Source organism: Bradyrhizobium sp. USDA 4353 (assembly GCF_054063215.1).
In genome coordinates, this window is record NZ_JBSSGB010000001.1 from 1,372,731 (window position 1) to 1,398,218 (window position 25,488).

General features: G+C 66.9%; 22 protein-coding genes and 1 pseudogene. 15 read left to right on the forward strand and 8 right to left on the reverse strand.

Annotation, left to right across the window (positions count from 1 at the left end; genetic code table 11):
* Nucleotides 1–159: 159 nt before the first annotated feature.
* Nucleotides 160–1,077 (reverse strand): DMT family transporter, encoded by a 918-nt coding sequence (locus ACVILH_RS06075; protein ID WP_456712090.1) that lies wholly within the window; start codon nucleotides 1,075–1,077, stop codon nucleotides 160–162.
* Between the two features lie 201 nt (nucleotides 1,078–1,278).
* Between ACVILH_RS06075 and obgE the strand changes: the two genes are divergently transcribed.
* The 13 genes and pseudogenes from obgE to ACVILH_RS06140 all read left to right on the forward strand — a co-directional run bounded on the left by obgE (nucleotide 1,279) and on the right by ACVILH_RS06140 (nucleotide 13,239).
* Entirely contained in the window at nucleotides 1,279–2,349 is a 1,071-nt protein-coding gene (obgE, locus tag ACVILH_RS06080) for a GTPase ObgE (protein WP_456712091.1), read from the forward strand.
* A 315-nt stretch (nucleotides 2,350–2,664) separates the two neighbouring features.
* Nucleotides 2,665–3,798 carry a glutamate 5-kinase gene (proB, locus tag ACVILH_RS06085; protein WP_456712092.1) on the forward strand — a complete coding sequence of 378 codons (1,134 nt, stop codon included), beginning with the start codon at nucleotides 2,665–2,667 and terminating at the stop codon, nucleotides 3,796–3,798.
* 64 nt (nucleotides 3,799–3,862) lie between these two features.
* A complete protein-coding gene (locus ACVILH_RS06090) occupies nucleotides 3,863–4,153 on the forward strand; it encodes a type II toxin-antitoxin system prevent-host-death family antitoxin (protein ID WP_456712093.1) in 291 nt (96 codons plus the stop codon).
* Nucleotides 4,146–4,613 (forward strand): hypothetical protein, encoded by a 468-nt coding sequence (locus tag ACVILH_RS06095; RefSeq protein ID WP_456712094.1) that lies wholly within the window; start codon nucleotides 4,146–4,148, stop codon nucleotides 4,611–4,613. Before ACVILH_RS06090 ends, ACVILH_RS06095 begins: the two co-directional genes overlap by 8 nt.
* 78 nt (nucleotides 4,614–4,691) lie before the next feature.
* Nucleotides 4,692–5,981: a glutamate-5-semialdehyde dehydrogenase gene (locus ACVILH_RS06100; protein ID WP_456712095.1), complete on the forward strand. Its 1,290-nt coding sequence runs from the start codon at nucleotides 4,692–4,694 to the stop codon at nucleotides 5,979–5,981.
* Between the two features lie 66 nt (nucleotides 5,982–6,047).
* The gene (locus ACVILH_RS06105; RefSeq protein WP_456716883.1) at nucleotides 6,048–6,671 is read left to right on the forward strand and encodes a nicotinate-nucleotide adenylyltransferase; all 624 of its coding nucleotides are present in this window, start codon (nucleotides 6,048–6,050) and stop codon (nucleotides 6,669–6,671) included.
* 305 nt (nucleotides 6,672–6,976) lie between these two features.
* Nucleotides 6,977–7,348 (forward strand): ribosome silencing factor, encoded by a 372-nt coding sequence (gene rsfS, locus ACVILH_RS06110; RefSeq protein WP_456712096.1) that lies wholly within the window; start codon nucleotides 6,977–6,979, stop codon nucleotides 7,346–7,348.
* 57 nt (nucleotides 7,349–7,405) lie between these two features.
* Entirely contained in the window at nucleotides 7,406–7,888 is a 483-nt protein-coding gene (gene rlmH, locus ACVILH_RS06115; RefSeq protein ID WP_456712097.1) for a 23S rRNA (pseudouridine(1915)-N(3))-methyltransferase RlmH, read from the forward strand.
* 33 nt (nucleotides 7,889–7,921) lie between these two features.
* Nucleotides 7,922–9,293, forward strand: a pseudogene (locus tag ACVILH_RS06120) (murein hydrolase activator EnvC family protein).
* Complete coding sequence (locus ACVILH_RS06125; protein WP_456712098.1) at nucleotides 9,290–10,642, forward strand: S41 family peptidase; 1,353 nt, start codon at nucleotides 9,290–9,292, stop codon at nucleotides 10,640–10,642. Before ACVILH_RS06120 ends, ACVILH_RS06125 begins: the two are co-directional and overlap by 4 nt.
* A 169-nt stretch (nucleotides 10,643–10,811) precedes the next feature.
* A complete protein-coding gene (locus ACVILH_RS06130; protein ID WP_456712099.1) occupies nucleotides 10,812–12,017 on the forward strand; it encodes a divergent polysaccharide deacetylase family protein in 1,206 nt (401 codons plus the stop codon).
* An 83-nt stretch (nucleotides 12,018–12,100) separates the two neighbouring features.
* Nucleotides 12,101–12,607: an RNA pyrophosphohydrolase gene (locus tag ACVILH_RS06135; RefSeq protein WP_456712100.1), complete on the forward strand. Its 507-nt coding sequence runs from the start codon at nucleotides 12,101–12,103 to the stop codon at nucleotides 12,605–12,607.
* 134 nt (nucleotides 12,608–12,741) lie between these two features.
* Entirely contained in the window at nucleotides 12,742–13,239 is a 498-nt protein-coding gene (locus ACVILH_RS06140) for an RNA pyrophosphohydrolase (RefSeq protein ID WP_456712101.1), read from the forward strand.
* Nucleotides 13,240–13,535: 296 nt separating this feature from the next.
* Here ACVILH_RS06140 and ACVILH_RS06145 read toward each other — a convergent pair whose 3' ends face one another.
* The 6 genes from ACVILH_RS06145 to ACVILH_RS06170 form a co-directional block, all read right to left on the reverse strand.
* A complete protein-coding gene (locus tag ACVILH_RS06145; protein ID WP_456712102.1) occupies nucleotides 13,536–15,227 on the reverse strand; it encodes an adenylate/guanylate cyclase domain-containing protein in 1,692 nt (563 codons plus the stop codon).
* A 165-nt stretch (nucleotides 15,228–15,392) separates the two neighbouring features.
* Nucleotides 15,393–15,800 (reverse strand): F0F1 ATP synthase subunit epsilon, encoded by a 408-nt coding sequence (locus ACVILH_RS06150; protein WP_456712103.1) that lies wholly within the window; start codon nucleotides 15,798–15,800, stop codon nucleotides 15,393–15,395.
* A 94-nt stretch (nucleotides 15,801–15,894) separates the two neighbouring features.
* Nucleotides 15,895–17,337, reverse strand: a complete 1,443-nt coding sequence (gene atpD, locus ACVILH_RS06155) for a F0F1 ATP synthase subunit beta (RefSeq protein WP_006609208.1) — start codon at nucleotides 17,335–17,337, stop codon at nucleotides 15,895–15,897.
* 90 nt (nucleotides 17,338–17,427) lie between these two features.
* Nucleotides 17,428–18,306 (reverse strand): F0F1 ATP synthase subunit gamma, encoded by an 879-nt coding sequence (locus tag ACVILH_RS06160; RefSeq protein ID WP_456712104.1) that lies wholly within the window; start codon nucleotides 18,304–18,306, stop codon nucleotides 17,428–17,430.
* Nucleotides 18,307–18,462: 156 nt separating this feature from the next.
* Nucleotides 18,463–19,992, reverse strand: a complete 1,530-nt coding sequence (gene atpA / locus ACVILH_RS06165; protein WP_008961301.1) for a F0F1 ATP synthase subunit alpha — start codon at nucleotides 19,990–19,992, stop codon at nucleotides 18,463–18,465.
* Nucleotides 19,992–20,552: a F0F1 ATP synthase subunit delta gene (locus ACVILH_RS06170; protein WP_456712105.1), complete on the reverse strand. Its 561-nt coding sequence runs from the start codon at nucleotides 20,550–20,552 to the stop codon at nucleotides 19,992–19,994. Before ACVILH_RS06170 ends, atpA begins: the two co-directional genes overlap by 1 nt.
* Nucleotides 20,553–21,205: 653 nt before the next feature.
* Between ACVILH_RS06170 and ACVILH_RS06175 the strand changes: the two genes are divergently transcribed.
* Nucleotides 21,206–21,754: a septal ring lytic transglycosylase RlpA family protein gene (locus ACVILH_RS06175; RefSeq protein ID WP_456712106.1), complete on the forward strand. Its 549-nt coding sequence runs from the start codon at nucleotides 21,206–21,208 to the stop codon at nucleotides 21,752–21,754.
* Nucleotides 21,755–21,909: 155 nt separating this feature from the next.
* On the opposite strand, the gene ACVILH_RS06180 is transcribed toward ACVILH_RS06175, so the two are convergent.
* A complete protein-coding gene (locus ACVILH_RS06180) occupies nucleotides 21,910–24,120 on the reverse strand; it encodes a primosomal protein N' (protein ID WP_456712107.1) in 2,211 nt (736 codons plus the stop codon).
* Between the two features lie 345 nt (nucleotides 24,121–24,465).
* Between ACVILH_RS06180 and ACVILH_RS06185 the strand changes: the two genes are divergently transcribed.
* Nucleotides 24,466–25,449 carry a tyrosine recombinase XerC gene (locus tag ACVILH_RS06185; RefSeq protein WP_456712108.1) on the forward strand — a complete coding sequence of 328 codons (984 nt, stop codon included), beginning with the start codon at nucleotides 24,466–24,468 and terminating at the stop codon, nucleotides 25,447–25,449.
* Nucleotides 25,450–25,488: the final 39 nt, after the last annotated feature.

A 25,488-nucleotide genomic window follows, 5' to 3' on the forward strand; every position in this document is an offset into this window, starting at 1 on the left:
CCCCTGGAGGGGGAGGGTCGATCGCACGCGAAGCGGGCGAGCGGGGTGGGGTGATCTATCAGCGAGCGCTGGAGCCAGAGGAGAGATCACCCCACCCCGCCTGACGTTTCGCTTCGCTCAACGTAAGGCGACCCTCCCCCTCCAGGGGAGGGTAGCAGCTCAGACCGGCGGATTCACCGCGCCCGCGCCTTGCCCCAGGCTGCGCTCCCGCAGGTAGATGTACAGCCCCGCGCCGATGATGATGATGGCGCCGATGATGGTCGCCGGGTGCGGCACGTCGCCGAACACGGCGAAGCCGAACAGCACGGCCCAGACGATCATCGTGTACTGATAGGGCACGACCACCGACGCCGGGGCGAGCTTCAGCGAGCGGTTGACGCAGAACAAAGCGGTCACCGAGATCAGGCCGGCGGCGGCGAACAGCACCAGGCTGCCGGGCGTCGGCGTCACCCAGCCGAACGTGGACATGGCCGCGCCGAGCAGGAAGGTGCCGACGAATTGCGACGACGCCATCACGATGTCGGGCGTCGAGCGCAGCGAGCGCGTGATCAGCATCAGCACCGCGAATGACAGACTGCCGCCGAGCGCGATCAGCGCCGGCAGGCTGAAGGTCTGCGCCGAGGGACGCAGCGCAATCAGCACGCCGCAGAAGCCGATCAGGATCGCGGTCCAGCGCCGCCAGCCGACATGCTCGCGCAGCACCAGCGCCGACAGCGCGGTGACGAAAATGGGGCCGGCGAGATAGTAGGTGATGACGTCGGCGAGCGGCAGATACACGGTGGCGAGGAAGAACGCCGCGACCTCGAGCGTCGACAGGATGACGCGCACGAGCTGCAGCCAGGGCCGTTCGAGCCGCAGGAACGCCGCGCGATTGCGCCAGATGAACGGCGCGAGCAGCAGCAGCGCGGCGCAGGCGCGCAGCCACAGCAGCTGGCCGACGGCATAGGTCGACACCAGGAACTTGCCCAGCGCGTCGCCGAACGAGAACATCGCAATCGACAGCAGCATCAGGCCGATGCCGGCCAGCCGCGCGGAACGCTCGTCATTGGCGGTAGAGATTCGGGACAACACGCTCATGATCGGGCTGCCTTATCAGGCGCGCTGCCGGTGCTCCAGCCCTTCCGCGGAAAGCGTGGCGCAGGCCTGCCGCAACCCCGGCGCAAGGCTCGCCCACCCCTTGCGCAGCGCTGAGATACCGCTCGAAATTAAGGCTTCCGGCCGAATTAAACCCATTCCGCGGTTGCCGTGGCGGCCCACCTCGCTTACGTAGGGCGCATCATGAAATTCCTCGATGAAGCCAAGGTCTATGTGCGCTCCGGCGACGGCGGCAACGGTTGCGTTGCGTTCCGGCGCGAGAAGTTCATCGAGTTCGGCGGGCCGAACGGCGGCAATGGCGGCCGCGGCGGCGACGTCATCATCGAGGCCGTCGACGGCCTCAACACCCTGATCGACTACCGCTACCAGCAGCATTTCAAGGCCCAGCGCGGCGGCAACGGCTCCGGCAAGGATTGTCATGGCGCCGGCGGCAAGTCGGTGGTGCTCAAGGTTCCCGTCGGCACCCAGGTGTTCGACGAGGACCGCGAGACGCTGATCCACGACTTCACCGCGGTCGGCGAGCGCTTCGTGCTGGCCGAGGGCGGCAATGGCGGCTTCGGCAACGCCCATTTCAAGACGCCGACCAATCGCGCGCCGCGCCATGCCAACCCGGGCCAGCCCGGCGAGGAGCGCTGGATCTGGCTGCGCATGAAGCTGATCGCGGATGCCGGCCTGGTCGGGTTGCCGAATGCCGGCAAGTCGACCTTCCTGTCGAAGGTATCCGCCGCCAAGCCGAAGATCGCAGACTATCCGTTCACCACCCTGCATCCGCAGCTCGGCGTCGTGAACGCCGATGGCCGCGAGTTCGTGCTCGCCGACATTCCCGGCCTGATCGAGGGCGCGCATGAGGGCGCCGGACTTGGCGACCGCTTCCTCGGCCATGTCGAGCGCTGCCGCGTGCTGCTGCACCTCGTCGACGCCACCTGCGAGCATGCCGGCAAGGCCTACAAGACGGTGCGGCACGAGCTGGAGGCCTATGCCGGCGAGCTGACCGACAAGGTCGAGATCGTCGCGCTGAACAAGATCGACGCGGTCGATCCGGACGAGTTGAAGAAGCAAAAGGACCGGCTGAAGCGCGCAGCGAAGAAGACGCCGCTCTTGATCTCCGGCGCGACCGGCGACGGCGTCAAGGAAGCCTTGCGCAAGCTCGCCGACATCATCGGCGAGCAGCCGGTGTCGAACAAGGCCAAGAGCACGGCCGACACGGCCGCGACCGAGGAGCCGTGGGCGGCGCCGGTCCCGCCGCAGGGCTGATGCCTCGACGGGACCTTGCGTCGCGGGCTGCGGCCGTCGCATAAGTCGCATCGACGTTCCGCTGGCTCACCCTGAAGTCTGCTGGCGGCATTCAACCGGATTTTCGAAGGCCCTAACCGCGCATTCGGTGCGCTCCCTCCCCCCTTGTGGGGGAGGGTTGGGGAGGGGGGTGCCGCGATGGCGGTCTTGCCGTGTGGACCCCCACCCCCGACCCCTCCCCGCAAGGGGGAGGGGAGGACACCGGCCGCGCGGCGACGACCCGCCTTGATCCAGCGACACCTGTCCGAAGAAGCTGACCCTGACCGAACCTCCGCCATGGCCCCCCGTCTCGAAAATTTCCGCCGCATCGTCGTTAAGGTCGGCTCGTCGCTGCTGGTCGATTCGGAGGCCGGCGAGGTCCGCGCCTCCTGGCTGACGGCGCTGGCTGCCGATATCGCCCGGCTACATAGCCGCGGCTGCGAGCTGCTGGTCGTGTCCTCGGGCTCGATCGCGCTCGGCCGCAGCCGCTTGAGGCTGCCGCGCGGGCCGCTGAAGCTGGAGGAGAGCCAGGCGGCGGCCGCCGTCGGCCAGATCGCGCTGGCACGGATCTGGTCGGAAGTGCTCGGCGCCCATGGCATCGGCGCCGGGCAGATCCTGGTGACCCTGCAGGACACCGAGGAGCGGCGGCGCTATCTCAACGCGCGCTCGACGATCGGAAAGCTGCTGGAATGGCGTGCGGTGCCGGTCATCAACGAGAACGACACGGTCGCGACTGCGGAGATCCGCTACGGCGACAATGACCGCCTCGCCGCGCGCGTAGCGACGATGGCGAGCGCAGATCTGCTGGTGCTGCTGTCCGACATCGATGGCCTCTATACGGCCCCGCCGGCGCAGGATCCGAACGCGCGGCTGATCCCGGTGGTCGAGAGCATCACCGCCGACATCGAGGGCATGGCCGGAAGCGCCGCATCGGAATTCTCCCGCGGCGGTATGAAGACCAAGATCGAGGCCGCCAAGATCGCGACCACCGGCGGGACCCACATGCTGATCGCCTCCGGCAAGATCGAGCATCCGCTGGCGGCGATCGCCAATGGCGGCCGCTGCACCTGGTTCCTGACGCCGGCCAATCCGGTCACCTCGCGCAAACGCTGGATCGCCGGCTCGCTGGAGCCGAAGGGCACGCTGACGATCGACGCGGGCGCCGTCGCCGCGCTGCGCGCCGGGAAGAGCCTGTTGCCGGCCGGCGTGATCAAGGTCGACGGCCAGTTCGCCCGCGGCGATGCCGTGGTCGTGCGCGGGCCGGACACCCACGAGATCGGCCGCGGCCTCGTCGCCTATGACGCCGACGACGCCGAGCGCATCAAGGGCCGGTCGTCGCCGGATGTCGCGGTGATCCTGGGGATGTCCGGCCGCGCCGAGATGATCCATCGCGACGATCTGGTGATCGGGCCGGCGGGGGCGGCGGGATAGAATCCCAACGGAACTTGCCTCTCCCCGCTAAAATCCGTAAAATACGGGAAATTTGGAGGCGAAGATGGCCCGTGCGGCGGCGACTGACCTGGCCAAAAATTTCGGCGAATGGCACGAGAAGGCCATGCGGGAGCCCGTGGTCATTACGAAGCACGGCCGCGAAAGCGCCGTTCTGCTCTCCGCGGAGACCTTCCAGAAGCTCGTCGATGGCTATCGAGAAGTCATTCCGGCGACCGACCTGACCGATGCTCTCGCAGGCGCCGTGGTCAACAGCGAGATTCCTGAGCAATACCGTTGGGACGAGACCGACGACGAGGTCACCGACGAGCGTCGGGGCGTCGGCGTGAATGAGTGAGGTCGTCACTCGTACCGCCCTTCCGCAACGCCCGATGCCTGGTCTGGTGATCTGTTATTCGTACCTGTGGCATCGCGAGGCTGAGAAGCGCCAGATCGAGGGACTGAAGAACCGCCCCTGCGCCGTCGTCCTGACATATGAAAAAATTCCGGTCTTCCCGGACCGCATCGTCGCCGACGTCGTTCCGATCACCCATGCCGCGACAGCCGACGCCGTCGAGATTCCGATCGCCGTCAAACGGCGCATGGGCCTAGACCAGGATCACTCCTGGATCGTGACCAGCGAGCTGAACCGGTTCTTCTGGCCGGGCCACGACATCCGCCGCGCGCGCGAGGAGTGGCAGCCGGGCGGGCCGATGTGGCACTGGGGCTTCCTGCCGGTCGGCCTGTTCAACAACGTCAAGGACGCCGTGCTTCGGCATAGGGCCTCTGCCACGCTCACGGTCACGCCTCGCTCCTGAGCCTCTGAGGCACCTCAGCCTTCGCACACGCTCGATTTTCGTGTTAGATGACGGACTTACTTGAAGGTTGAAACGCCCATGACCGCGCCTCTCAAAGCCATCGACGGCAGTGCCGATCTGCCCCAGCTGATGAACGCCCTCGCCCAGCGCGCCCGTGCCGCGGCGCGGGTGCTGGCGCTGGCGCCGGCGGAGCAGAAGAACCGGGCGCTGGAGGCGATGGAGCGGCTAATCCGCGACCGTGCGGATGCGATCATCGCCGCCAATGCCGAGGATGTCGCCGAGGCCAAGGCCGGCGGCATGGCGGGGTCCTTCCTCGATCGCCTCACGCTGACGCCGGCCCGCGTCACTGGCATGGCCGATGGCATCGCGGTGGTGCGCGGAGTCGCCGATCCCGTCGGCGTGGTCACCGAGAGCTGGCAGCGGCCGAACGGCATGACGATCGAGCGCGTGCGGGTGCCGCTCGGCGTCATCGGCGTGATCTTCGAGAGCCGGCCCAATGTCGCAGCCGATGCAGGCGTCTTGTGCCTGAAGTCCGGCAATGCCGTGATCCTGCGCGGCGGCTCGGACTCGTTCCGCTCCTGCCGCGCGATCCATGAGTGCCTGGTCGACGGCCTGCGCGAAGCCGGGCTGCCGGAAGCCGCGATCACGCTGGTGCCGACGCGCGATCGAGCCGCGGTCGGCCTGCTGCTGTCCGGCCTGAACGGCGGCGTGGACGTGATCGTGCCGCGCGGGGGAAAGAGCCTCGTCGCGCGCGTCGAGGCCGAGGCGCGCGTGCCGGTGTTCGCGCATCTCGAAGGTGTCAACCACGTCTATGTCGACGGCGCCGCCGACCTCGAGATGGCGAAGTCGATCGTGCTGAATGCCAAGATGCGGCGCACCGGCGTGTGCGGGGCGGCGGAGACCTTGCTGATCGACCGCGCCTCTCAGGACAAGATCAAGCCGCTGGTCGGCCTGCTGATCGACGCCGGCTGCGAGGTGCGCGGCGACGATGCGGTACGGGCCGCCGATGCACGCGTAAAGCCGGCCAGCAACGAGGATTGGGACACCGAATATCTGGACGCGATCATCGCCGCGAAGGTGGTCGACGGGGTCGACAGCGCGATTGCGCATATCCAGGCGCACGGCTCGCACCACACCGATGCGATCGTCACCGCGGACGATGCTGTCGCCGACAAGTTCCTCAATGAAGTGGACTCCGCCATCGTGCTGCACAACGCCTCGACGCAGTTCGCCGATGGCGGCGAGTTCGGCTTCGGTGCGGAGATCGGCATCGCCACCGGCAAGTTCCATGCACGCGGGCCGGTCGGCGTCGAGCAACTGACCAGCTTCAAATACCGCATTCACGGCACCGGTCAGACACGGCCGTGACCGCCGTGTTCCGTCGTTGAGTTGCAGGAGCAGCAGGCGGTGACAGCCGTGAGCGACCACGCCGCCATGCGCCTTGCGATCCGTCAGGCGCTGCCGCCCCATAGCGACGGCATGCGCATCGGCCTGCTCGGCGGCTCGTTCAATCCACCGCACCAGGCGCACCGCGCGATCAGCCTGTTCGCGCTGAAGCGGCTGCAGCTCGATCGCGTGTGGTGGCTGGTGACGCCAGGCAATCCGCTCAAGGACAATGGTGGGCTGCATGCGCTGACCGAGCGCGCCGCGGCGGCGCGTAAGGTCGCGGCTGACCCGCGCATCGAGATCAGCTGTCTCGAATCCGTCATTGGCACCCGCTACACTGCGGATACCATCGACTATCTGCGCCGGCGTGCCTCGCGTCTGCGCTTCGTGTGGATCATGGGCGCCGACAATCTCGCGCAGTTCCATCGCTGGCAGAAGTGGCAGCACATCGCGGCCCAGATTCCGATTGCCGTGGTCGATCGCCCGCCCCGCAGCTTCCGTGCCCTGAACGCCCCTGCGGCCCGCGCGCTGGCGCGGTATCGCATTGCCGAGGCCGATGCCAGCCGGCTGGCGGACCGCGCCGCGCCGGCCTGGGTTTACCTCACCGGGTTGAAAATGAGCCTGTCGTCGACCGGGCTGAGGAACCCGGACGGCAGCTGGAAGTCGTTCTGACATGCGCCCGGATGGCCTTCCGGTGGCATCAGACGTGCATCGAGTTCCCAGTTCCCGTCGTGGTCCGAGGCGGGGGATCAGGTGAATGCCGGACCAGACAACCGTGGGGACTGGATTGTTGAAACCGTTAACCCCACATGCCTAGTATGGTCTGCAGGCCGGGACGGATTCGGCCTGCGATACAGTGAAAGGAATGGTCCCTGACCACATCTGTATTGTCCCAGTCGGCCTTACCGAAGACCAAGGCAACGACGAGAACGTCCACTGCCAAGTCTGCGCGTAACGCTTCGACCCCCGATGCAGCCTTGCAGGCGCGACCCGACGCCGACAAGCCTCACGCGGATAACACGCTGCGCACGATCCTCTCCCGCCTCGAGGACATGAAGGCGGAGGAGACGGTCACCATCGATCTTCACGGCAAATCGGCGTACTCCGACTACATGGTCATCACCACGGGCCGCTCCAACCGGCACGTCGGATCGATCGCGGAGAACGTCGCGAAGGGCCTAAAGGAAGCCGGGACGAAGAAGCTTCATATCGAGGGCCTGCCCAATTGCGATTGGGTTCTGATCGATTCCGGCGACGTGATCGTGCACGTGTTCAGGCCGGAGGTCCGCGAGTTCTACAACCTCGAACGGATGTGGACGCAAGGGCCGAACCCGGCGAAGACGGTCTAGGCCGCCGGACGCGGGCTGCCGATGCGAATCGGAACGCGCACGTGCTAGGGCGTGCGCATGCGCCTGATCGTGGTCGCCATCGGCCGGTTGAAGCAGGGTCCGGAGCGGGAGCTCGCGGAGCGATACCGCGAGCGTTTCGACGACATCGGCCGCAAGCTCGGCTTCCGCGGCCTCGACATCCATGAGATCCCGGAAAGCCGCGCGCGCGACGCCGCCACCCGCATGACCGAGGAGGCCGCCGCGATCGGCGCGGCCATTCCCGACAAATCGGTCGTCGTCTGCCTGGACGAGCGCGGCCAGAACATCGACAGCACAACCTTTGCGGGTCATCTCGGACGCTGGCGCGACGAGGGCATCGCCGCGGCGGTCTTCGTGATCGGCGGCGCCGACGGACTTTCGCCGGAATTCCGGCGCAGAGCCAAGCTCGGGGTTGCTTTCGGCGCCGCGACCTGGCCGCACCAGATCGTCCGCGTCCTGCTGCTCGAGCAAATTTACCGTAGTGCTACGATCCTGGCCGGCCACCCCTATCACCGCGCTTGAATCAAGGACGATGGGAGCACAATAAGGACCTCGATGTTCGCCGCGCGGCCTCCCATTCGCACCTTGATGTCCGTCCCCCGCGGCCGGGCGTGCCACGCGTCGCTGATCGCGCTGATGGTGGCCCTGCCGGTCATGCCGGCGGTCGCGCAGAGCGGACTTCGCCCGTCGATCTCAGGCGCGACACCGCAAAATCCGCCGACGCCGGAGCAGCTCAAGCAGCGCGAGCAGGAGCTCGAGGCTGCGCGCGCCGCGCAAAAGGCGGCGGCCGAGGCGCAGGAGCGGCTCAAATCCGATATCGCCGCGCTCGGCGAGGATCGCGGCAAGCTCAATCAGCAGCTGATCGACGTCGCCGCACAGGTGCGCACCGTGGAGACCCGTGTCGGCGAGGCCGAGATCCGGCTGCGCGGGCTGGATGGCCGCGAGCAGGACCTGCGCAATTCGCTGGAGGCGCGACGCACGGAGATCATTGAGGTGCTCGCCGCGCTGCAGCGCGCCGGCCGCCGCACGCCTCCCGCCTTGCTGGTCCGGCCCGAGGACGCGCTGCAATCGCTGCGCACGGCCATGCTGCTGGGCTCGGTGATTCCCGAAATGCGCGGCCGCGCCGAGAAGCTCTCCACAGACCTCGGCGAGCTGGTCGCGATCCGCAAGACCATCGCCTCCGAGCGCGACAAGCTCGCCGGCGACCGCGACAAGCTCAGGACCGACCAGACCCGCCTCGCCGCCCTGGTGGAGGAGCGCCAGCGCAAGCAGGCCTCCGCCGAGAAGGACATGGAAGCGGAGAGCGCCCGCGCCGCCGTGCTGGCCCAGCAGATCGACTCGCTGCAGAGCCTGATCACGACGATGGAGCTCGACCTCAAGAGCGCGGCCAAGGCGGCGTCCACGGCGAGCCTGCAAGGCGTCCCGGTCAACGCCAAGCCGGACGCGAATGCGCTGCGCAACCCCACGCGCAAGGCGCCGGCGATCGCCTTCGCCTCGACCAAGGGGATGCTGACCTATCCGGTCAACGGCAACAAGATTCGCGAGTTCGGCGCGTCAGACGGCGCCGGCGGTTCCGATAAAGGCATTTCTTTGGCAGCCCGGCCCGGCGCCCAGGTCACAACCCCGTGTGATGGCTGGGTTGTTTATGCCGGTCCCTTCCGCAGCTACGGACAACTCTTGATCCTCAACGCCGGTGGCGGGTATCATGTCCTGATCGCCGGGATGGAGCGCATTTCCGTCAACATCGGGCAGTTTGTTCAGACGGGAGAGCCGGTCGCGACCATGGGTACGACGTCCCAAGTCGCCTCCATTCTCGCAACGAATGCGAGTCAACCAGTGCTCTATGTCGAGTTCCGCAAGGACGGCACTCCAATCGATCCAGGCCCATGGTGGGCCGCAAATGAAGGGCGAAAAGGTACGCGGATGATGCGTAAGACTTCGGTAATTCTCCTGAGCGCGGCCACCGGTGCGGCATTGACCTTGTTCGTGTCGCAACCGCGCGCAGTGTTGATGGGATCGACCGCGCGCGCCGCGACCGCCGATACCTATCGCCAGCTCAACCTGTTCGGCGACGTGTTCGAGCGGGTGCGTAGCGACTATGTCGAGAAGCCCGACGATTCCAAGCTCGTCGAGTCCGCGATCAGCGGCATGCTCTCCGGCCTCGATCCGCATTCGAGCTACATGGATGCGAAGAGCTTCCGCGACATGCAGGTGCAGACCCGCGGCGAGTTCGGCGGCCTCGGCATCGAGGTCACGATGGAGGACGGCCTGATCAAGGTCGTGTCGCCGATCGACGATACGCCGGCGTCCAAGGCCGGCATCCAGGCCAACGACATCATCACCAATCTCGACGACGAAGCCGTGCAGGGCCTGACCCTGAACCAGGCGGTCGAGAAGATGCGCGGCCCTGTCGGCACCAAGATCAAGCTGAAGGTCATGCGCAAGGGCGCCGACAATCCGCTGGACGTGACGCTGACCCGCGACAACATCCGCGTCCGCTCGGTGCGCTCGCGCCCGGAGAGCGACGACATCGCCTACATCCGCATCACCACCTTCAACGAGCAGACCACGGAAGGCCTGAAGAAGAGCATCGCGGATCTGCAAGGCTCGATCGGCGACAAGCTCAAGGGCTACATCATCGACCTCCGCAACAACCCCGGCGGCCTGCTCGAAGAGGCGGTCACGGTGTCCGACGCGTTCCTGGAGCGCGGCGAGATCGTCTCGACCCGCGGCCGCAATGCCGAGGAGACGCAGCGCCGCTCCGCGCATGCCGGCGACCTCACCAAGGGCAAGCCGGTGATCGTGCTGATCAACGGCGGCTCGGCGTCGGCGTCCGAGATCGTGGCCGGCGCGCTGCAGGACCACAAGCGGGCGACCTTGGTCGGCACCCGCTCCTTCGGCAAGGGCTCGGTGCAGACCATCATCCCGCTCGGCGCCGGCAACGGCGCGCTGCGCCTGACCACCGCGCGCTACTACACGCCGTCCGGCAAGTCGATCCAGGCCAAGGGCATCGTGCCCGACATCGAAGTTCTGCAGGACGTGCCTGAGGAGCTGAAGTCGCGCACCGACACCAAGGGTGAGGCCTCGCTGCGCGGCCACCTCAAGAACGACGGCGACGAGAAGACCGGCTCGCAGTCCTACGTGCCGCCGGACGCCAAGGACGACAAGGCGCTCAAGATGGCGGCGGACCTGCTGCACGGCATCAAGAACAGCGCCAATACCCCCGCGCCGACTGAAAAGGCCGCGGCCGACAAGCCGGCCAAGGCCGCCAACTGAGGCTGCGAACGGCGAAATCGATTGTCTGGTTTGAAGGGCGGCCTCCGGGCCGCCCTTTGCTTTCGGGCGGGTCGTTATCCGTCTCCGCCGATCTACGGGCTCGCGGACACTGCGCCTGCGCCCGAATCCCCGCCGTGGTATCGTCGACCCGATTGATTCGGGAATTTCGATGACAGAAACGGCCGATGAGCTGAGCGCCCCGCTCGGGCAGACGGAAAAGCGTCGCAGGCGCCGCATTCGGCTTCCCTTTACAGCCCTGCAGGCGCTCGCCGTGCTGCTTGGCCTGTTCCTGGTCGTATTCGCAGGCTTTGCGCTGTTCGGCGACAATCCGCTCGGCGGCGAGCCGGTCGCCCGTGTCGCCATCAACGAGGGCGCCAAGTCGGAGGACAAGGCAGCCAAGCCCGAGACCAAGCCTGACGCCAAAGCGGACCATGGCTCGGCGGCTGCCAAGCCCGATGGCGAGCGCAAGACAGTTACCATCATCGACGGGTCGAGCGGTGCCCGTCAGGAGGTCGCGATCGGCACAGGCGGCGAGGCCACCGAGCCGGGGTCGGCTGCTCCGGCGAGCCAGATGCCCGGCGTCGATCCGCGCCTCCTGGAGAAATCGCGCTACGGCATGATCCCGGTGATGGCCGACGGAGTGAAGCCGTTCACGGCCTATGCCGCCGACGCCGACCGCGCCAAGGCGGCGCGGATGCCGGCGGTGGCGATCGTGATCGGCGGGCTCGGCGTCGGCGCCGCCAAGACCGTCGATGCGATCATGAAGCTGCCGCCGGCGGTCACCCTGGCCTTCACGCCCTACGGCTCCGATCCGTCCAAGCTCGCCGAGCGGGCGCGGGCGCAGCGCCACGAGATCCTGCTGCAGGTGCCGATGGAGCCCTATGACTATCCCGACAACGATCCGGGCCCGCAGACCTTGCTGGCCACGCTCGGTCCGGACCAGAACATCGACCGCCTGTTCTGGCATATGAGCCGGCTGCAGGGTTACGTCGGCATCGGCAATTTCATGGGCGCGCGCTTCGTCGCGACCGAGGCGGCGATGCAGCCGATCGTCAACGAGGCCGCCAAGCGCGGTCTGGCGCTGTTCGACGACGGCGCGGCGCCGCGCAGCGTGGCGGCATCGCTCGCCACCGGGCGCGCGATGCCGTTCGCCAAGGGCGACGTCGCCATCGACGCGGTGCCGACCTCGGTCGAAATCGACAACGCGCTGGCCAAGCTGGAGAGCCTCGCCAAGGAGCGCGGCGTGGCGGTGGGGACGGCCTCGGCGCTGCCGGTGTCCATCGACCGCATCGGCAGCTGGATCAAGGGGCTCGACCGCAAGGGCATTCTGCTGGTGCCATTGACAACCGCGATGCTGAAATCAAAATCGAATTGAACGCGCGTTCGCCGCCGAGACGGCGACGCGAGGCGGGGCCTGCGCAACGATGCGCCGGGGCACCGCAGGAAGGCCGAGACGGAATGACGCGCTACGAGGACCTGCCCTACCGCACCTGCGTCGGCATCGCGCTGATCAACTCGGAAGGGCTGGTGTTCATCGGTCGCCGTGCCGGCGGCATCGAGCATGTCGACGACACCCATGTCTGGCAGATGCCGCAGGGCGGCGTCGATCCGGGTGAGGACGCCTGGGAAGCCGCCAAGCGCGAGCTCTATGAGGAGACCAGCGTCCGCTCCGTCGAGAAGCTGGCCGAGATCGACGACTGGCTGACCTATGACATCCCGCGCACGGTGGCGGGACGGGCCTGGAAGGGGCGCTATCGCGGCCAGCGCCAGAAATGGTTTGCGCTGCGTTTCACCGGGGAGGACACCGAGATCGACGTCGAGCGCCCGGGCGGCGGCCACCACAAGGCCGAGTTCATCAATTGGCGCTGGGAGCCGATGCACAATCTGCCGGCGCTGATCGTGCCGTTCAAGCGGCCGGTCTATGAGCGGGTGGTGAAGGAATTCGCGCCGCTGGCGAACGGCTGACCCCCGCAGATCGGCCACGACGCGGGTCTTGAAACCGTGTCATACGCTTGCGCTGCAGAAAATCTCTGCAGATCCGTCGCGACAACGCCGTCACGCTGCGTTGCTATGCCGAGCGACGATCCACGGATGCGAGCATGATCGAAACCAGACCCTATCGCCCGAATGTCGGCATCGCGCTGCTCAATGCCGAAGGCCTTGTCTTCCTCGGACGGCGCTTCCGCGACGACGGTCCGGAAATCGTGCTGCCCGGCCTGGAATGGCAGATGCCGCAGGGCGGAGTCGATCCCGGCGAGGACCTGCAGGCGGCCGCGCGGCGCGAGCTATGGGAGGAGACCGGCATCCGCGACGCCGATATCCTCGCCGAGTCCGATTGGCTGACTTACGAGTTTCCGCCGTTCGCCGATCCGAACCACCGGCTCGCGGGCTTTCGAGGACAGCGCCAGAAATGGTTCGCGATGCGCTTCACCGGCAGTGAGAGCGACATCGATCCGGTGACGCCGCGCAACGGCATGCCGGCCGAATTCGACTCCTGGCGCTGGGAGAAGCTGGCGCGCGTGCCGGAGCTGGTGGTGCCGTTCCGCCGCGAGGTGTACCGCGCCGTGGCGCAGGCGTTCGCGCATCTGGCCGCGTGAGTGAAACACGTCGTTCAGCGACGCACCTGCCCGATGCAGCGCCCTCGCCCCTTGTGGGAGAGGGCATGTTCGGCCCATCCGCGCATGCGGTCGGGTGAGGGGGCGTTTCCGCGAGCGCGACTCGTGGAGAGAGACCCCTCACCCAACCGAGCTTGCAGAACTTCCATACATGCCCTCTGCCACAAGGGGCGAGGGCGCATTCACGTGCAGCGCAGCTCGTCGCTCTAATTTAGTACACCACGATGACAGCGGGCGGTTCTGAGTGAGACGGCCTTCGGGTGATAAGCTCTCGCCGCCTAATTATCCTCGACCGTGAACGGGCCGATCGCGATCACGCGACAGTCGCTGTCGCGGGTGGCGCAATCGGCCAGCGCGCCGCCGATAGCGGTTTCCTCGCGGTCGCCGTTCAGGCCATAGCCGGGATGACCAGCCGTCCCGACAGCGATCGCATTCCATCCCGAGCTTGCGGCGGCGAGGCGCCGCGCGACCTCATCCCGGGACTCCGAAGCGATCGCCGTGTGGCTTGCCACATGAAAGAAGCCGGTTGCCTTCATCACCGTCGGCACCGGCACCACGAACGTATCGTCGAGCGCCACGATGATGCAGGCGGTTCCGGCCTGCGCCCCGCAGGCCTCGAGATTGCGCCGGACCACGTCGTCGACCAGGTCGCCGCCGACGCTGAAGAAGAACTGGCCGCCGGGCCCGAGCGCGATCGCCTTGGTGCGTCGCGCAGGGCCGTAATTCGCCGCCAGCCGGTCGCGGCCGGTATCACGGATCAGCGGCATGTCCGCCGCGCTGAAGGCGCGCTCCGTGAGCGGGTCGTGACGCACCCAGGGCTGCGGCGGCAATGGCGGCCGGCTATGCGCGTAGACGACGTCGTCGCCGACGGCATAGAGCTCGCATTTGCGCGGCCCGTTCGAGGCCTCGGCGCGCTGGTGGCATTGCTCGAGCGCCGCCGTCTTTGCGGCCTCCTCTGTGGACTGCCCGGTGACGTAGGCGCTGACGCCGTTGATCGTCGTCGCGAACGCCTTGTAGCCCTGGGCCGGCGCATAGTCGCGCGCGAGGGCGATGCGGGTCCGCTCGCTGACGAACGGCACGGCGTCGGGCGCGAACTTCTCGGCCGCCACGACGGGGCCGGCTTGCGGAGATTGTTGCGGCTGTGGCGAAGGCGAGGCCTGCGCGCTGCTTGGCGCGACCGACGGCTCTGGCGATGGCGACGCGGAGGCCGACGGTTGCCCGGATGATTTCGGCGTCGCCGACAGCCGCGACAGCGCCTCGGCTGCGGCTTTGGCCGCATCGCGCTGCGCGGGGTGCGGATCGCGATGGTCGAGATAGAGCGCGGTGCCGACGCCAACGGCCACCATCAGCACCACGACCGCGACGCCGGCCTGGAGCAAGCGCTTGCCGAATGACACGGGCGCGCTCTTGTCCTTCGGCTTTGCGTAGGTGCCGTCCTCGCGGCGCATCGCCACGCGATAGGCATGCACCGGCGTGGGAATGTTCTTGACCTCGCGGGCGCCCATGTCGGCGAACTGCACCGACAGCTTGTTGGCGACCTGCTCATGCACCGCGCGCGAGATGCAGATGCCGCCGACATCGGCGAGACCCTCGAGACGTGCAGCGATGTTGACGCCGTCACCGAGCAGATCGCCGTTGCGCTCGACGACATCGCCGATGGTGATGCCGATGCGGTAGCTCATCTGCCGGTTCGGCGGAAACGCCATGTTGCGCGTGCGCAGGCTCTCCTGGATGTCGATCGCGCAGCGCACGGCTTCGACGGCGCTCGGGAATTCCGCGAGCACGGCATCGCCGGCGGTGTTGAAGATGCGGCCGCCGGCACGGGCAATGAAATCGTCGACGACCTCGCGATACGCCGCCAGACGCCGCAACGTCTCCTCCTCGTCCTCGGCGACGAGGCGCGAATAGCCGGCGATGTCGGCCGCGAAAATCGCCGCGATCTTGCGCTTCAGGACGATCTGCTCTGCCATGTCACCACGCCCGCTCGAACGGCCGGGAGCATGCAATCAGATCGGTGAGCACGCAACCCGCATCCCTTGAAGTAGTCACTCCCACGCACGCAACGTTCGAGCCGACAAACGAAAATGGCCGGGCAGAGCCCGGCCATGAACAATCGTTTACATTCGGTCGCTCGATCAGTGCAGCGCCGTGGAGTTGAGCTGCTGCTGGATCGTCTTGAAGTGATCGAGCCGCTCGATCGCGCGATCGAGCTCGTTGCCCTGCTTCTCGTTCAGCTTGGCTTCCATGCCGGAGATCTCGGCGGCGAAGGCGGTCTGGTCCAGCTCCTTCAGCGACGTCGCGACGTCGGCGAGAATGGTGAGACCCTTCTCCGAGATCTCGGCGAGGCCGCCGAGCACGATGATCTTCTGCTGCGTTCCGCCGGTGGTCACCGTCAGAATGCCCGGGCGCAGGGTGGCGACGAACGGCGCGTGGCCGGCCAGCACGCCGAAATCACCCTGCTCGCCGGGAACGTCGACCTGGTCGACCTCGCCCGAGAAGGCGATCTTTTCCGGCGAGACGAGATCGAAGTGGAAAGTAGCCATGAGAAAACCTGCTGATAGCGAGTAGCGAAGTGCGAGTGGGGGAAGGAAGCAGCGGATAGAACCCTATTCGCTACTCCCTATTCGCCATTCGCCCTTAGGCGGCTTCCGCGGCCAGCTTCTTGCCCTTCTCGACCGCCTCTTCGATGGTGCCGACCATATAGAAGGCAGCCTCCGGCAGGTGGTCGTACTTGCCTTCCACCAGGCCCTTGAAGCCCTTGATGGTGTCGGCGAGCTCGACGAACTTGCCCGGCGATCCCGTGAAGATTTCGGCGACGTGGAACGGCTGCGACATGAAGCGCTCGACCTTGCGGGCGCGCGCCACGGTCAGCTTGTCCTCTTCCGACAGCTCGTCCATGCCCAGGATGGCGATGATGTCCTGCAGCGCCTTGTAGCGCTGGAGCACCTGCTGCACCTGACGGGCGACCGCGTAGTGCTCCTCGCCGACGACCAGCGGGGAGAGCATGCGCGAGGTGGAGTCGAGCGGGTCGACCGCCGGATAGATGCCCTTTTCGGCGATCGAGCGCGACAGCGTCGTGGTCGCGTCCAAGTGGGCGAACGAGGTCGCCGGCGCCGGGTCGGTCAAGTCGTCGGCCGGCACGTAGATCGCCTGCACCGAGGTGATCGAGCCCTTGGTGGTGGTGGTGATGCGCTCCTGCAGCGCGCCCATGTCGGTGGCGAGCGTCGGCTGATAACCCACCGCCGACGGGATGCGGCCGAGCAGCGCCGACACTTCCGAGCCGGCCTGGGTGAAGCGGAAGATGTTGTCGACGAAGAACAGCACGTCCTGGCCCTTGTCGCGGAAGTCTTCCGCAATGGTCAGGCCGGTCAGCGCGACGCGGGCGCGGGCGCCGGGCGGCTCGTTCATCTGGCCGAACACCAGCGCGCACTTCGACTTCACGCTCGGATCCGGATTGTGCGGATCGGCGTTGACCTTGGACTCGATGAACTCGTGATAGAGGTCGTTGCCCTCGCGGGTCCGCTCGCCGACGCCAGCGAACACCGAGTAACCACCGTGCGCCTTGGCGACGTTGTTGATCAGCTCCTGAATCAGCACGGTCTTGCCGACGCCGGCGCCGCCGAACAGGCCGATCTTACCGCCCTTGGCGTAGGGAGCGAGGAGGTCGACGACCTTGATGCCGGTAACGAGGATCTCGGCCTCGGTCGACTGGTCGGTGTAGGTCGGCGCTTCCTGGTGGATGGCGCGGACGTTGTCAGCCTTGACCGGGCCGGCTTCGTCGATCGGCTCGCCGATGACGTTGATGATGCGGCCGAGCGTACCCTCGCCGACGGGAACGCGGATCGGAGCGCCGGTGTCGGTCACTTCCTGGCCACGGACCAGACCTTCGGTCGTGTCCATCGCGATCGCGCGCACGGTGGATTCACCGAGATGCTGCGCGACCTCGAGCACGAGGCGGTTGCCGCCGTTCTTCGTTTCCAGCGAGTTGAGAATTGCGGGCAGGTGACCTTCGAACTGAACGTCGACGACAGCGCCGATCACCTGGGTGACGCGACCGATCTGGTTGGCTGCGGTAGCCATCTCATCTCTCTCCTTACGATCCGAATTTCGGGCCGCGGTTCTTTGAACCGCGCATATTGAACGTGTTGGCTTCGAGCGGGCGCTGCGCGGTTAGACCGCCTCGGCGCCCGATATGATTTCGATCAGCTCCTTGGTGATCATCGCCTGACGCGTGCGGTTGTAGACCAGCGTCTGCTTGCGGATCATCTCACCGGCGTTGCGGGTGGCGTTGTCCATCGCCGACATCTGCGCGCCGTAGAACGAGGCGTTGTTCTCGAGCAGCGCGCGGAAGATCTGGACGCCGACGTTGCGCGGCAGCAGCGCGGACAGGATCTCGTCCTCCTCCGGCTCGTACTCGTAGAGCGCGACCGGGGCGGCGTTGGCTGCGGGCGCCTCGACCACCAGCGGGATGATCTGCTGGGCGGTCGGGATCTGCGCGATCACCGACTTGAAGCGCGAATAGAACAGCGTGCAGACGTCGAACTCGCCGGCGTCGAAGCGGGAGATCACCTGCTTGGCGATGTCCTCGGCATGGACGAAGCCGATCTGGCGCACCGAGCGCAGGTCGACATGGGCGATGATCTGCTTCTCGAACTGGCGGCGCAACTGCTCGTAGCCCTTGCGGCCGACGCAGAAGAATTTCACTTCCTTGCCCTGGTTCATCAGGGCCAGCGCGCGCTCGCGGGCGAGGCGCACGATCGACGAGTTGAACGCGCCGGACAGGCCGCGCTCGCCGGTGCACACCAGCAGCAGGTGGACCTGATCACGGCCGGTGCCGGCCAGCAGCTTCGAGCTCGCCGGCGAGCCGGCCGACGCAGCCGCGATGTTCGAGATGACCGCGTCCATCTTCTCGGCATAGGGACGCGCCGCCTCGGCCGCCAGCTGCGCGCGGCGCAGCTTGGAGGCCGCGACCATCTGCATCGCCTTGGTGATCTTCTGCGTCGCCTTGGTCGAGGCGATGCGGACCCGCATATCTTTCAGTGACGCCATGGCTCGTTTAGCTCACCCCGGCGGCCGATCTCAAAAGGACCCGGCCGCTCAACCCATCTAAATCCTCAGCGCCAGGCCGTGCGCCTGGCGTGACGTCTTGGTCCACGTCGGAAGACGTGAGGTGGCCGGTCGCCCGGCCACCGCCTCCCGATCCGATCAGGAGAAGGTCTTGGCGAAGCCTTCGACCGCCGCCTTCAGCTTGGCCGCGCTGTCGTCCGACAGATCGCGCGTGTCGCGGATCGTGTTCAGGAGATCAGCGTGCTTGCCGCGCAGCAGCGACAGCAGGCCGTCCTCGAAGGCGCGGACCTTGTTGAGCGGAAGGCCGTCGAGGAAGCCGTTGGTGCCGGCCCAGATCACGCAGACCTGCTCTTCCATCTTCAGCGGCGAGAACTGCGGCTGCTTCAGGAGCTCGGTCAGGCGCGAACCACGGTTCAGAAGCCGCTGGGTCGCGGCGTCCAGGTCGGAGCCGAACTGCGCGAAGGCCGCCATTTCGCGGTACTGCGCCAGCTCGCCCTTGATCTTGCCGGCGACCTTCTTCATCGCCTTGGTCTGCGCCGAGGAACCGACGCGCGACACCGACAGACCGACGTTCACGGCGGGACGGATGCCCTGGAAGAACAGGTCGGTCTCCAGGAAGATCTGCCCGTCGGTGATCGAGATGACGTTGGTCGGGATGTAGGCCGACACGTCGTTGGCCTGGGTTTCGATGACCGGCAGAGCCGTCAGCGAACCCGCGCCTTGCGTCTCGTTAAGCTTGGCAGCGCGCTCGAGCAGGCGGGAGTGCAGGTAGAACACGTCGCCCGGATAGGCTTCGCGGCCCGGCGGACGGCGCAGCAGCAGCGACATCTGGCGGTAGGCGACGGCCTGCTTGGAGAGGTCGTCATAGATGATGACGGCGTGCATGCCGTTGTCGCGGAAGTACTCGCCCATGGTGCAGCCGGTGAACGGCGCCAGATACTGCATCGGGGCCGGATCGGACGCGGTCGCGGCGACCACGATCGAGTATTCCAGCGCGCCCTGCTCTTCCAGGACCTTCACGAACTGGGCGACGGTCGAACGCTTCTGGCCGACGGCCACGTAGACGCAGTACAGCTTGATCTTCTCGTCAGGCTGCGCGTTGAGCGGCTTCTGGTTCAGGATGGTGTCGAGCGCGATCGCGGTCTTGCCGGTCTGGCGGTCGCCGATGATCAGTTCGCGCTGGCCACGGCCGATCGGGATCAGCGCGTCGATCGCCTTCAGGCCGGTGGCCATCGGCTCGTTGACCGACTTGCGCGGAATGATGCCCGGCGCCTTGACGTCCACGCGCTTGCGCTCGGTGAACTGGATCGGGCCCTTGCCGTCGATCGGGTTGCCGAGAGCGTCGACGACGCGGCCGAGCAGGCCCTTGCCGACCGGGGCGTCCACGATGGCGCGGGTGCGCTTGACGGTCTGGCCTTCCTTGATCTCGCGGTCGGCGCCGAAGATGACGACGCCGACGTTGTCTGTCTCGAGGTTCAGCGCCATGCCGCGGGTGCCGTTCTCGAACTCGACCATTTCACCGGCCTGGACGTTGTCGAGACCGTAGACGCGGGCGATACCGTCACCGACGGACAGCACCTGTCCGACTTCGGTGACTTCGGCTTCCTGCCCGAAATTCTTGATCTGGTCCTTGAGGATCGCGGAAATTTCCGCGGCGCGGATGTCCATCAGCCTGCCTCTTTCATCGCGTGCTTGATCGAGTTGAGTTTGGTGCGAAGCGAACTATCGATCATGCGGCTGCCGAGCTTGACGACGAGCCCGCCGATAATCGCTGGATCGACTTTCACGTTGAGCGCGACGTCCTTGCCGGTCACCGTCTTCAGTGAGGCCTTGAGGGCGTCGAGATTCTTATCGGAGAGCGGCTCGGCGACGATGACGTCGGCCGTGGCTTCGCCCTTGTATTTGGCGACCAGCGCGTTGAAGGCGCGGATCACGTCCGCCACCGCGAACAGGCGGCGGTTGGTGGTCAGCACCCGCAGGACATTCGCCGCGACGCCGCCGATGCCGGCCTTGTCGAGCACGGCGTTGAGGGCCTTGAGCTGCGTGTCCGCGCCGAACACCGGACTGCGGACGAGACGCTTGAGATCGGCACTCTCATCGAGAAGGGCATTGAACTTGTCGAGATCGGCCTTGACCGCATCGACGGACTTTTCGTCACGGGCCAGTTCAAACAAGGCCGTCGCGTAACGACCGGACACACCGGACACGGAGGGATCTTCAGCAGCCACAGACGCGCTCTTTTTATAGGTGCTCAACCCGCAAGATCAAAACCGGCGCGCTGATGCAGCGCAAACCGACTAAGTTCCTGGAATTCAAGCAGGACTTTGATTTTCGATCGCCGCGGGAGCAGCTTGATCACGAAAAGCGGCGCTTTGCTAACATAGCGTACGCGCAGCCGCAACAAGCGGCGGCCCGCTATTCGGCACGTTGTTGCCGCGGCGCGATGGACGGCGCGAGCGGCCATGGCAGAGCCCGCCAGCGCGAGGCATCGCGCCTGATCTCGGTACCGCCCGCCCTCCATCTGGTTCCACCTGTTGCTGCATGGCCGCTATGCCCGTTTGGCCTTGCATGGTGCTGGAGTAGGGTTGGGCGTGGATCGCCCGCTTTGACCGGTATTACTTGTCAAGAGGCAATCAAGCTCAATGAGGACTTAACTCGACAGTAAGCGCAAGTATTAAGAAGTTAATGAAGTGTTAAACTGTCGGATTACGGAATTTTCCGTGATGAACGACACGGCGCCAAAGATAATCCGAGACGAACGGAACAATTTCTACTGCCCCATTCGCGCCTCATTGCGCCATCAAACGGCGCGCGCCTCAACACCTGACGGGGGTCCACTGGCTGCAGAACGCAGCAATACTGTTTCGAGGGACTGATCTAGATGCTGAAACTGAAGAACCTCTCGGCTGGCAAGATCGCCGGCTCGCGTACCGCGCTCGCCGTTGCCGTCACGCTCATCGTCGGCGGCACCACCACCGAAGCCTCGGCCCGCTCCAGGCATCACCATCATCACCATGCGCGCCACCATCATCATCACGGCGCGCGCCAGGCCGCTCAGCCCGCGGCAGACTCCTTTTCGAACGGCTGGTCGAACAACTCGTCCTGGATGAATTCCAACGCCTCGGTCGCGCCGACGTCCGGCACCGGCCGCAGCTTCTCCGGGATGGCGTCGTACTACGGCAACGAGTCCGGCAGCCGCACCGCCTCCGGCCAGCGCATGAACGCCAACGCCATGACCTGCGCCCACCGCTCGCTGCCGTTCGGCACCAAGCTGCGCGTCACCCATGGCGGCAACAGTGTCATCGTGACCGTCAATGATCGTGGTCCGTTCATCCGCGGCCGCGTGCTCGACCTCTCGACCGGTGCCGCCCGCGCCATCGGCCTGACCCGCTCCGGCGTCGGCCGCGTGACGGCCGAGGTCGTGTCGTAAGCCACCCATCTATCCGCACGTCATTGCGAGCGCAGCGACGCGATCCAGGAGCCTCGTCGGGACTCTGGATTGCGTCCGCCGTCGCCCTTCGGGCTATGGCGGACAAGTCGTCGCTGCGCTCCTCGCAATGACGGTGGAGAGGGCGGTGCCACCCGCTACAAGAAGCTCTGCGGGTCGACATCGACCTCGAGCTTGAGATTGCCCTTGGGCTTCTCGGCATGCGCCAGCCAGTGGCGCAAGTAATCCGACAGATCGAAATTGCGCGCCGACTTGAGCAGCAGCCGGAAACGGTAGCGGCCCTTGATCACGGCCAGCGGCGCCTCGGCCGGGCCGAGCAGCAGCACGCCCTCTTCTTGCGGCGCTGACGCCACCAGCCGTCTTGCAAACCCTTCCGCCGTCGGCCGGTCGCCGGCCGAAATGATCAGGCTCGCCAGCCGGCCGAACGGCGGATAGCCGGTGCGTTCGCGCGCCTCGATCTCGCTGGTGTAGAACGCCTCGCGATCGCAGGCGATCAGCGCCTTCATCACGGGATGCTCGGGCTGGTGGGTCTGCAGATAGCCGCGGCCCCGGCCCTGCTCGCGGCCGGCACGGCCGATCACCTGGTTCAGCAGCTGCCAGGTGCGCTCGGCGGCGCGCGGATCGCCGTTGCCGAGGCCGAGATCGGCATCGACGACCCCGACCAGATTGAGCCGCGGGAAATTGTGGCCCTTGGCGACGAGCTGGGTGCCGATGATCAAGTCGACCTTGCCTTCCGCGATCTCCGTCAGCTCGGCGCGCATCGTCTCGATCGAGGTGATCAGGTCGCTGGACAGCACCATGCTGCGCGCGTCCGGAAACAGCGCCGCTGCTTCCTCCTGCAACCGCTCCACGCCGGGGCCGACGGCGACGAGCGACTCCTCGGCGAAGCAGTTCGGGCAGGCGATCGGGCGCGGCATCGAGAAGCCGCAGTGATGACAGACCAGCCGCTGGCGGAAGCGGTGATCGACCAGCCAGGCGTCGCAGATGGTGCAGGCGAAGCGGTGGCCGCAGCCGCGGCACAGGGTCAGCGGCGCATAGCCGCGGCGGTTCAGGAACAAAAGCGCCTGCTCGCCGCGTTCGATCGCGGTGCGGATATGGCCTGCCAGCCGCGGCGAGATGTAGCGGCCGCGCGGCGGCGGCTCGCGGCGCAGATCGATGGCCTCGATATGCGGCATGTGCTGGCCGCCGAAGCGCGACGGCAGCGCCACGCGCTGGTAACGGCCCTTGCGGGCATTGACCTCGGTCTCGACCGAGGGCGTGGCGGAGGCCAGCACGACCGGGAATTTGGCGATGTGGCCGCGCACCACGGCCATGTCGCGGGCGTGGTAATGCGCGCCCTCGTCCTGCTTGTAGGCCTGGTCGTGCTCCTCATCGACGACGACGAGACCGAGATCGGCATAGGGCAGAAACAGCGCCGAGCGCGCGCCGACCACGACCGGCGCCTCGCCGGCGGCGATCGCCGCCCAATTGCGCTGGCGCGTCCGCGGCGTCAGCTCGGAATGCCATTCCAGGGGACGCACGCCGAAGCGGCGCGAGAAGCGGTCGAGAAACTGCCCGGTCAGCGCGATCTCCGGCATCAGGATCAGCGACTGCCGGCCGCGCCGGACAGTTTCGGCCACCGCCTCAAAATAAACTTCCGTCTTGCCGGAGCCGGTGACACCGTCGAGCAGCGCGACCTGGAAGCCGCCATAGGCGGCCAGGGCCCGCATCGCCTCGACGCCGGCGAGCTGGGCGTCGAAAAACTCCGGCTGGGCGAAGGACGGGTCTGGGGTGGGCGGCGACAGCGCGCGCGGCATCGCCTCGACCGTCAGCGTGCCCTCGTCGACCAGGCCGTCGATCACGCTGCCGGAGACGCCGATCTCGCGGACGAGGTCGGACTTGCCGTGCAGCAGGCCGTCCGACACCGCCTCGATCACCCGCCGTCGCGCCGGCGTCAGCCGTTTCGGCGGCTCGCCGACCAGACGGACGCCGAGACGGACACGTTCGGGGCCGAGATGCTCGCCCATGCGCAGGCACATCCGCAGCACCATGCCGCGCGGCGACAGCGTGTAATTGGCGACCCAATCGACCAGCGACCGCAACTCGGGCTTCAGCGGCGGCACGTCGAGCTTCTCGCTGACGTCCTTGAGCCGGTTGTGCAGCCGCGGATCCGGATTGGCGTTCTCCGCCCACACCACCGCCAGCACCTCGCGCGGGCCCAGCGGCACGCCGACGACGTCGCCCGGCTTCAGCGCCATGCCGCGCGGCACGCGATAGGAGTAGGTGTGATCGAGCGCGACCGGAACCAGCACATCGACCACGCCGGCCGTGCTGGTGGCACCTGGAAAGAGATCGGTCGGGCGGTTCATGCGGGCGGAGATAGCCTTGCTCGGACGGAAGCGAAAGCCGCCCGGCAAAGTTAGCGAACGGTAAAGGTCGGGGATGGGATATATGGGATCGTCATGAGATGAGGTCGAGCACTTTCGGCGTCGGCGGTGCACCCTCTCCCCTTGTGGGAGAGGGTGGCGCGAATGAGCGGAGCGAGATTCGCGCCGGGTGAGGGGTCTGTCTCCGCGGATAGAGACCCCTCACCCGGCTTCGATGCTTCCGCATCGAAGCCACCCTCTCCCACAAGGGGAGAGGGTGCACCGCGCACGTCGCCGCCGGTTCGATCGACATCATGAGGACGATGAAGCGGCAGGTGTGCGCGATCAATGGCAAAGACCGCAAAAGAGACTGACAACGCGCCCGAGCTCCCCGACCTCATCGGCGCCGACGAGGGCGTGGTCCGCGCGATGATGCAATGGCTGGCCCATCTACGCAGCGAGCGGCGGCTGTCTCCGAAGACGGTCGAGGCCTACGCCCGCGACGTCCGGCAATGCCTGCAATTCCTTTGCACCCACTGGGGCGAGCCCGTCACGCTCGCCCGCTTCGCCGCGCTGGAGGCCGCCGACATCAGAGCCTTCATGGCGATGCGCCGCGCCGACGACATCGCCGGACGCTCCCTCATGCGGACGCTGGCCGGCCTGCGCTCGTTCGGCCGCTTCCTGGAGCGCGAGGGCCAAGGCAAGGTCGGCGCCCTCTCCGGCGTGCGCGCGCCGAAGATCGCCAAAAGCCTGCCGAAGCCGCTGCCGATGGACTCCGCCAAGCGGCTCGCTGACGCCGACGAACGCGCCGGCGAGGCCCGCGAGACCTGGGTGCTGGCGCGCGACGCCGCCGTGATGGCGCTGCTCTACGGCTCCGGCCTGCGCATCTCCGAGGCGCTCGGCCTGAAGCGCCGCGAGGTGCCACGTCCCGGCGAAGGCGACGTGCTGATCGTGACCGGCAAGGGCAACAAGACCCGTATGGTGCCGGTGCTGCAGAACGTGCTCGCGCTGATCGATGAATACGCCAAGCTTTGCCCCTACCCGCTCCCGGCCGACGGCCCGATGTTTCTCGGCGCCAAGGGCGGCCCGCTCAGCCCGCGCATCATCCAGCTAGCGATGGAGCGGCTGCGCGGCGCCCTCGGCCTGCCCGACAGCGCGACGCCGCATGCGCTGCGGCATTCCTTCGCGACGCATCTGTTGTCGCGCGGCGGCGATCTGCGCGCGATCCAGGAGCTGCTCGGCCACGCCTCGCTGTCGACCACGCAGGTCTATACCGGGATCGATTCGGAGCGGCTGCTGCAGGTCTACGCCTCGGCGCACCCGCGGCGCTGACACCTTTTCGTCACATCGTTTCCCTTGCGCGACCACGGC

Coding starts and splice junctions, on each gene's coding strand:
- ACVILH_RS06075 (WP_456712090.1), bottom strand. CDS start 1,077: ATGAGCGTGTTGTCCCGAATCTCTACCGCCAATGACGAGCGTTCCGCG.
- obgE (WP_456712091.1), top strand. CDS start 1,279: ATGAAATTCCTCGATGAAGCCAAGGTCTATGTGCGCTCCGGCGACGGC.
- proB (WP_456712092.1), top strand. CDS start 2,665: ATGGCCCCCCGTCTCGAAAATTTCCGCCGCATCGTCGTTAAGGTCGGC.
- ACVILH_RS06090 (WP_456712093.1), top strand. CDS start 3,863: ATGGCCCGTGCGGCGGCGACTGACCTGGCCAAAAATTTCGGCGAATGG.
- ACVILH_RS06095 (WP_456712094.1), top strand. CDS start 4,146: ATGAGTGAGGTCGTCACTCGTACCGCCCTTCCGCAACGCCCGATGCCT.
- ACVILH_RS06100 (WP_456712095.1), top strand. CDS start 4,692: ATGACCGCGCCTCTCAAAGCCATCGACGGCAGTGCCGATCTGCCCCAG.
- ACVILH_RS06105 (WP_456716883.1), top strand. CDS start 6,048: ATGCGCCTTGCGATCCGTCAGGCGCTGCCGCCCCATAGCGACGGCATG.
- rlmH (WP_456712097.1), top strand. CDS start 7,406: ATGCGCCTGATCGTGGTCGCCATCGGCCGGTTGAAGCAGGGTCCGGAG.
- ACVILH_RS06125 (WP_456712098.1), top strand. CDS start 9,290: ATGATGCGTAAGACTTCGGTAATTCTCCTGAGCGCGGCCACCGGTGCG.
- ACVILH_RS06130 (WP_456712099.1), top strand. CDS start 10,812: ATGACAGAAACGGCCGATGAGCTGAGCGCCCCGCTCGGGCAGACGGAA.
- ACVILH_RS06135 (WP_456712100.1), top strand. CDS start 12,101: ATGACGCGCTACGAGGACCTGCCCTACCGCACCTGCGTCGGCATCGCG.
- ACVILH_RS06140 (WP_456712101.1), top strand. CDS start 12,742: ATGATCGAAACCAGACCCTATCGCCCGAATGTCGGCATCGCGCTGCTC.
- ACVILH_RS06145 (WP_456712102.1), bottom strand. CDS start 15,227: ATGGCAGAGCAGATCGTCCTGAAGCGCAAGATCGCGGCGATTTTCGCG.
- ACVILH_RS06150 (WP_456712103.1), bottom strand. CDS start 15,800: ATGGCTACTTTCCACTTCGATCTCGTCTCGCCGGAAAAGATCGCCTTC.
- atpD (WP_006609208.1), bottom strand. CDS start 17,337: ATGGCTACCGCAGCCAACCAGATCGGTCGCGTCACCCAGGTGATCGGC.
- ACVILH_RS06160 (WP_456712104.1), bottom strand. CDS start 18,306: ATGGCGTCACTGAAAGATATGCGGGTCCGCATCGCCTCGACCAAGGCG.
- atpA (WP_008961301.1), bottom strand. CDS start 19,992: ATGGACATCCGCGCCGCGGAAATTTCCGCGATCCTCAAGGACCAGATC.
- ACVILH_RS06175 (WP_456712106.1), top strand. CDS start 21,206: ATGCTGAAACTGAAGAACCTCTCGGCTGGCAAGATCGCCGGCTCGCGT.
- ACVILH_RS06180 (WP_456712107.1), bottom strand. CDS start 24,120: ATGAACCGCCCGACCGATCTCTTTCCAGGTGCCACCAGCACGGCCGGC.
- ACVILH_RS06185 (WP_456712108.1), top strand. CDS start 24,466: ATGGCAAAGACCGCAAAAGAGACTGACAACGCGCCCGAGCTCCCCGAC.